This window comes from Microcoleus sp. S13_C3 (assembly GCF_036700905.1).
Lineage (GTDB): Bacteria > Cyanobacteriota > Cyanobacteriia > Cyanobacteriales > Microcoleaceae > Microcoleus.
The window spans coordinates 1-6,381 of the sequence record NZ_JAUBPT010000264.1; the positions used below are offsets into that span (position 1 = coordinate 1).

Sequence of the window (6,381 nt, forward strand, 5' to 3'; positions counted from 1 at the left end):
CTCATTCTCTCCCGGCGCGGTGGCTCTAGTTCTTCTTTTGCCACCGTTCTCATCTTTGGCTAGTCTAAACTACAGTTTAAAGACGTATTGAGTCAAGGTTTTGCTGTTGCATTGGGTTCGCTAATAACTGCTGGCGTTTACCCAGGAGTACCATTAACACTGGTACTTATTTACATAAGCACGAAAAATTTGGACAATTTTTGTCAGGGGATTGCTAAACGCCGATCGCAGTGAAGCCAGCCCAGTAATGAGGTTCAGCAAAAGGAAACGGCTTCCGGTTCAGTGCGCCATCCAGAGGAGCATTAACAAAGCGTGTGCGTTCTTTTTTGGGCAACAGTTTAAATGTTCGATCGATTTGCGGTTTGAGGCATTTTAATAATGCTTCAAGCCCCTCTGAGGTCAGATTCCGCAGCCATTGTTGTGCCTCATTGAGAGCAGTAACCGTTGATAGAGTTTCTAGGTTTTCATAGAACCGAATCAGTAACAAAGTGCTGGCGAGTTCATCCACTTTCCAAAGGGTACTTACCATGCTAGGGCTACCTGCTAAGAGAAATCCGAAAGGTAAGCCGATATATTCATCGCTGGTTCTGGATTCTGTCAATCCAGTTTCGCAGGCGGAGAGAGTGACAAGACGACATTGATTTAGGTCAAGATTAAAGATTTCCAACAGTGTCAAACGTTCTTTATTGGCGAATACCAGGGATGATTCCAAAGGCGAGTCAGGCTCGAACTTGCCGTGACAACCGAAATGGGCGCAGTTGGCAAAGCTGAGTTTCGCGTTTAGAATTGCGTTCTTATTAGCATCATCTTTTGCCAAGAAATCATTAGACTTGAATTTGTGACGGATGTTAGCGGCTTGCAGTTCAAGTAAGTAGCGGTCTTTGGTAGGATTGGCAATAGCAAATAGGTGAGAGAAATTAGGGCGTTGTCGCTGTTTCGCCTGTTGCAGTAGTTGGCAACTAGGGGCATAGCTGACTCCACCAGGGAATAAGTCGAGAAGGCACGATTCGGATTTGGACAGGGATACAGTGATAGAAGAATCGATTTCATCGGTGCATCCGCTTTCAAAATCCGTTTCGTGGGAGATTGGCAACGCATGAAGGGGGAAAAGATGCAGGAAGCGATGGGGAATTAAAATCAGTCGATCGCACGGTTTCGGAATATTCTTTAAAATCTCATCAAGATGCAAAATCTCAGCTAGGTTTTGGAGGCGGGAGGCTAGTTTTTGCTTCCATTGGGGTTTTATCTCTTTGTACTCTTTCCGATACTCGTTATCCCAATTTACCAAGGCTTGAAAGTCTGCTGTTGAAGATTGCCAGATTATTGGTGTTGGCGATTGCGGGGTGATGATGAAAGTTAGAAATTTATCGCCTATGATGTACCACTCAAGAATAGTGGTGTTTTCACCTGTCAGAGTTTGAATGTCTTTGTAGAGGATGGGCTTAACTTTTTGGGTTAGGCTAAAATTAGGATCAATTGATGTAATTTCATGAGCAATCAATTCATCTAGTTGTTTACGCAATTTGGTGAGATGAGTAGAATCGCGGCTAGTGGTTAGGCTGTCGCTTTTGAGGCTGCGTTCTCCCAATATTCTGCCACCATTACTGTTACGGTTTATCTGTTGGATGTCCAGTTGTCGCTGTTCGGCCTCAATTTCTCGACGGAGGCGCGACAATTCGTTGAGAACAGTTTCGGGGATATTGCCTTTAGGTTTGATGTCACGGTTGGCAAAGAGTTCTACAAGGTTGCGGGCTTTGCTGCGTTCGGCATATTCCACAGCTTCGGTGTAGCGTTGCAGTTCGATGCAAACTTCTACCATGCCCAGATAGAGTTGATTCCATTCTTCGGCTAATTTCTGTTTGGTTTCATCCCCAGATTGAATCTCGCCCCGTAAAAATTCTACTGTTTCAATCGCTGGGGCATAGGTATCATAGGCTAGTTGCCATTGCTGGTTACTTCGGTAAAGATTACCTAAATTAAACAAAGTTTTTGCATGATTTTGTGGGAAAGCTTCGCGGGTACGAATTGAAAGTGCATCTCGGTAACAAAGGATCGCCCGTTCCAGATTTTCGGCCTCGGAACCGCTGATTCTGTCACTGTAGGTCATAGCTAAGTTATTTTGAGTCATTGCCCAATCTTCGGGGAAATCCTCACGGGTACGAACTGTTAAAGCAGCCTCATAAAACTCAATCGCCCTCTCCAGATTATCCGCCCGCGAACCTTTGATTGTGTCACTGTAGGCATTACCTAGGTTGTTTTGAGTCATTGCCCATTTTTCAGGGAAATCCTCAAAGGTACGAACTGTTAAAGCACCCTCAAAAAAGCCGATCGCCCGTTCCAGATTATCCGCCCGCGAACCCTTGATTCTGTCACTGTAGGTCATAGCTAAATTATTTTGAGTATCGGCCCATTGTTCAGGGAACTCCTCAAAGGTACGAACTGTTAAAGCACCCTCAAAAAAGCCGATCGCCCGTTCCAGATTATCCGCCCGCGAACCCTTGATTCTGTCGCTGTAGGCATTACCTAGGTTATTTTGAGTTATTGCCCAATCTGCTGGGAAATCCTCAAGGTTATAAACTGTTAAAGTAGCCTGAAAGAAGCCGATCGCCCGCTCCAAATTATCCGCCCGCGAACCGTTGATTCTGTTTCTGTAGGCATTACCTAGATTATTTTGAGTCATTGCCCATTTTTCGCGAAAATCCGCAAAGGTATAAACTGTTAAAGCAGCCTCATAAAACTCGATCGCCCGTTCCAGATTATCCGCCCGCGAACCTTTGATTCTGTGAGTATACGCATTAGCTAGGTTATGTTGAGTCGCTGCCCATTGTTCAGGGAAATCCTCACGGGTAAGAACTGTTAAAGCAGCCTGAAAGAAGCCGATCGCCCGTTCCAGATTATCCGCCCGCGAACCTTTGATTCTGTGAGTATACGCAGCAGCTAGGTTATTTTGAGTTTGAGCAAACTTTTCGCTCCCCGGTTCCCGATTATTTAAAACTATTTGATAACCAGTAATTGCTATTTCAATATTATTTGTTCTCTTCCCACCGGGAAAGTTACTAATATGAATACTTAAATTTCCGCTGTCACGGAGAATTAACTCAATTGCTTCTGGATGTTTGGCAATTAAATTCTCAGCCACTTCCTGTAAAATTTCGGCAAAATTAGCATTGAGGAGATGTTGCCGTTTACGGAGAATGGAGTAAATTACTTTAATATTGCTACTGCTAGGTTCGGCTTGCAATAATTCTAGGATAAAGTTTTCATACTCTTGTGAATTTTCAATTTCACAGTGATCGCGCTCTCCGTCATCGTTCGTACCCAATAATTGCCCTATCTGACTGGCAAAATTCCGTAAAAAATTAGCGTGATTTTCCTGTCCTTCCTCTGCCAGGTTTTCTGCTACTATCTCGCAAACTTGCAGAAACCCCGAATCTAGCAATTCTAAGTTAGCCTGTAAAATCTGCGGTTCCTCACCTTTGGGACAAGTCAGGAGTGTCTCAATCAATTGCAGATAAACTTGGGTGCGGGTTTCATCCATTGTGGGGAGTTGTCAGTAACACCGATGTTTATTTTACCATGATTGGTGGTTTGGCGGTTGACGCTCCCCCGTATCAATTTCTACCCCATCCCGAACAAGTAATCGAAATTACCGTCTCCCACAGAGTTTTTAAGCGTATTGATAATTTTCCTTGTATTATCGTGAGGCCCTTCAATATAACAAGGTTTTCCATTGCGACCGAATTTCAAGCCGATTTCGCTGGTTGATTTTCCTAAATGAGCCTTCGACTCCTCGAAATCGCGATGCGGTTCAAAGCCTAATGTTTTGGCATAAGCGATCGCACCCCAAACCAGGGCTTGTGCTTGCTCTAAACTAATCTCCTCGTACTCTTGCATAAACTGCGAGTAACAAAGCTGAACGAAATTTTTATATTGGCTATCGTTGCAGTTACGTGGCGGGATGGTATCCTTGACTCCCAAACACCAGTAGTCGATCAAATAAGAGGCTGTAACAAAACGATTGTATCCCTTGGAACGGGTAACAACCACTAAACCCAAACCGCTCGTTTCAGAGGTTTCATTCCCCAACAATACCTTCGCAAAATTTACATCCACGAGACATTGAGCAACGGGCAATAACTCTCCTTTTTCGGCGCTAGCGAGGGCTGTTTGTTCTGCATGAGATTGAAGAAATGTACTGACTTCGGACGCTTTCAATCCTAACTTTCGGGCAATTTGTTTGGGCGTTAATTGGCGATCGCGCAGGTTGAGAATTTCTTGTTCTTGTTCGGGTTGCATAGTTTTTCTATTGCCGTCAGGGCTGGATTTGAGCTGAGTAGATCATTGTACCGCGTTTTTGCGACCAACTTCGTAACATTGCAAAGATTGAGGAAAAAACCCGGTTTCTTTGATGGTGCGAGTGGCGAGAAACCTCGGTTAGCCCGATAGTCCGCCAGGGGTTGAAACCCCTGTCTCATAGCGAAAGTCCTCTGAAGAGGACTCAAGAGTTTTTCATTTTTATCTCAGCTTGTCAGTCGGTTTCAACCGACTTTCGCTATTAGCCAGGGGTTTCAACCCCTGGCGGTTATGGCAACACCGCTAGAGTGCCAGCAAAATTAGAAAAAACCTGGTTTCTTCTAATTTTGCGCTAATTCCGGCGGCCGCCCCATCAAGCCTGTCATCAAGCGCAAGGCTAAAAACCTCACTGGGGGAATTGTCCGCAAACACCACAATCCAAAGCGGCGAAATGCTACAATTGGCAGCCAAGTATTAGAAAATAATCTGTCTAGAAAATCGGTAAATCCTAACACGATTAAATTCTCTTTTTTGCGCCAGTTGTGATACCGTTTCAATACTCGCAAGTCGCCGATGTCTTCGCCTTTTTGGTGCGCTTGCTGCAAGATTTGGGCGATCGCCCCAGCGTCTCGAATGCCCATATTTAATCCCTGGCCGCCCACGGGATGGCAGCAGTGGGCCGCGTCGCCAATTAGTGCTAATCTGGGCAAAACGTAGCGATCGCTCTGCATTAACTGCACGGGAAACAAAAAGCGATCGCTCTCCAATTCCAAACGCCCTAAAAGCCCGCCCGTGCGCTGTTCCAACAAAGTCAAAAACTCTGTTTCATCCATTTGTTGCAAAGCTTTTGCTTCCGCGTGGGGTGCTGTCCAAACTACTTGACAACGGTTCCCAGGTAATGGTAAGACTCCCATCGGGCCGCTCGGCCAAAAGCGCTCAAAAGCGATATCATTGTGCGGTTTTTCTGCTTTAATAGTGATAGCAACGCAGGATTGCCAGTATTTCCAGCCGCGAGTGCTGATGTTGGCTTCGGTGCGGATGCGCGATCGCGAACCGTCGGCTGCGACTAATAATTTGGTGCGAATTGTGCGGGTTTCGCCGTGTTGTTTGACTGCTATTTCAGCGCAATCGGTTAAATATTTTACCTCGACTACTTCCGCCGGACAAACCCAACTAAAATTAGGGTTTTTTGCCAAAGATTCTTGCAAAGCTGACAGCATGACTCCGTGCTCGCCAACGTAACCTAAAGCTGCTTTTGGTACGGGCAATTTGCCAGTATTTCCCAAATCTGGGCGGTGGAATTCGACGACACCGGGATAGTCGCCGTCGCAAAGGCTAATTTGCTCGAAGGTGGTGATTTGCGGCAAGATTTGCTGCCACACGCCGATACCTTCTAAGATCATTCCTGATAGCAGGGTGATTGCATAGGCTTGTTTTTTGGCTGCTGCTGCTGCGGGGATTTGGGTTTCAATTATAGCGATTTTTAATCCAGAATCTTTTAAGGCGCTGGCTAAGGTGGCCCCAACTATGCCGCCTCCGACGATGGCTATATCAAAGTCGAGTGTCGGTGTTTCCGTGGAGGCTGTTGTTGGAGAAAGTTGGTTTACAGGCATTTTCAAGGGATTTATTTAAGTGAATAATCATATTTACTATTTTATTGTAAAGAATTATTGCGGTTTTGGGCGATCTTGAGGCAGAGCTTATGTCATATCAATTCTGGCTGTGCCGGAATGATATCAAATCCCATCGCACATTTCTCTCAAATTCGATCGCCCATCAACCCAAAAATCCCATCGGCCATCAACCCAAAAACCCCGGCGGTTGAAACCGCGTCTACACAGACAAAACCCGCCTCCGCGGGTTGAAGAGTCGTAGCGTAGCGGGGCGTAAGCCATCGCACATTTATCTCAAATTCGATATTTCTTCGTCCGCGGAGGCGGACATCGTTTGTGTAGACGCGGTTTCCAACCGCCCGGTTATATCAAATCCGCTAGCTTCGGAATGATATAATTTAGGACTTACGCATTGACAAAATAACCAAACAGTGTATTGATAAATAATTGTCGTCTCCTTTCTAAGTATGGAACA

5 protein-coding genes are annotated in these 6,381 nt (G+C 45.5%); 1 reads left to right on the plus strand and 4 read right to left on the minus strand.

Annotated features, from left to right (window positions below):
• Positions 1 to 214 precede the first annotated feature (214 nt).
• The 3 genes from QUA16_RS35160 to QUA16_RS35170 form a co-directional block, all read right to left on the minus strand.
• Positions 215 to 3,538 (minus strand): CHAT domain-containing tetratricopeptide repeat protein, encoded by a 3,324-nt coding sequence (locus QUA16_RS35160; protein ID WP_333109298.1) that lies wholly within the window; start codon positions 3,536 to 3,538, stop codon positions 215 to 217.
• Positions 3,539 to 3,618: 80 nt separating this feature from the next.
• A complete protein-coding gene (locus QUA16_RS35165; protein ID WP_333109297.1) occupies positions 3,619 to 4,296 on the minus strand; it encodes a DNA-binding response regulator in 678 nt (225 codons plus the stop codon).
• Between the two features lie 338 nt (positions 4,297 to 4,634).
• Positions 4,635 to 5,906 (minus strand): FAD-dependent hydroxylase, encoded by a 1,272-nt coding sequence (locus tag QUA16_RS35170; protein WP_333109296.1) that lies wholly within the window; start codon positions 5,904 to 5,906, stop codon positions 4,635 to 4,637.
• An 89-nt stretch (positions 5,907 to 5,995) separates the two neighbouring features.
• Here QUA16_RS35170 and QUA16_RS35175 point away from each other — a divergent pair, with 89 nt between their 5' ends.
• The gene (locus QUA16_RS35175; protein ID WP_333109292.1) at positions 5,996 to 6,118 is read left to right on the plus strand and encodes a hypothetical protein; all 123 of its coding nucleotides are present in this window, start codon (positions 5,996 to 5,998) and stop codon (positions 6,116 to 6,118) included.
• 77 nt (positions 6,119 to 6,195) lie between these two features.
• Here the strand turns inward: QUA16_RS35175 and QUA16_RS35180 are convergent.
• Positions 6,196 to 6,381: hypothetical protein (locus tag QUA16_RS35180; protein WP_333181742.1), on the minus strand; the 186-nt coding region annotated here is incomplete at its 5' end.

Excerpts from the sequence above, each read along its gene's own strand:
- QUA16_RS35165 (WP_333109297.1), bottom strand. The coding sequence starts at position 4,296 with ATGCAACCCGAACAAGAACAAGAAATTCTCAACCTGCGCGATCGCCAA.
- QUA16_RS35170 (WP_333109296.1), bottom strand. The coding sequence starts at position 5,906 with ATGCCTGTAAACCAACTTTCTCCAACAACAGCCTCCACGGAAACACCG.
- QUA16_RS35175 (WP_333109292.1), top strand. The coding sequence starts at position 5,996 with ATGTCATATCAATTCTGGCTGTGCCGGAATGATATCAAATCCCATCGC.
- QUA16_RS35160 (WP_333109298.1), bottom strand. The coding sequence starts at position 3,538 with ATGGATGAAACCCGCACCCAAGTTTATCTGCAATTGATTGAGACACTC.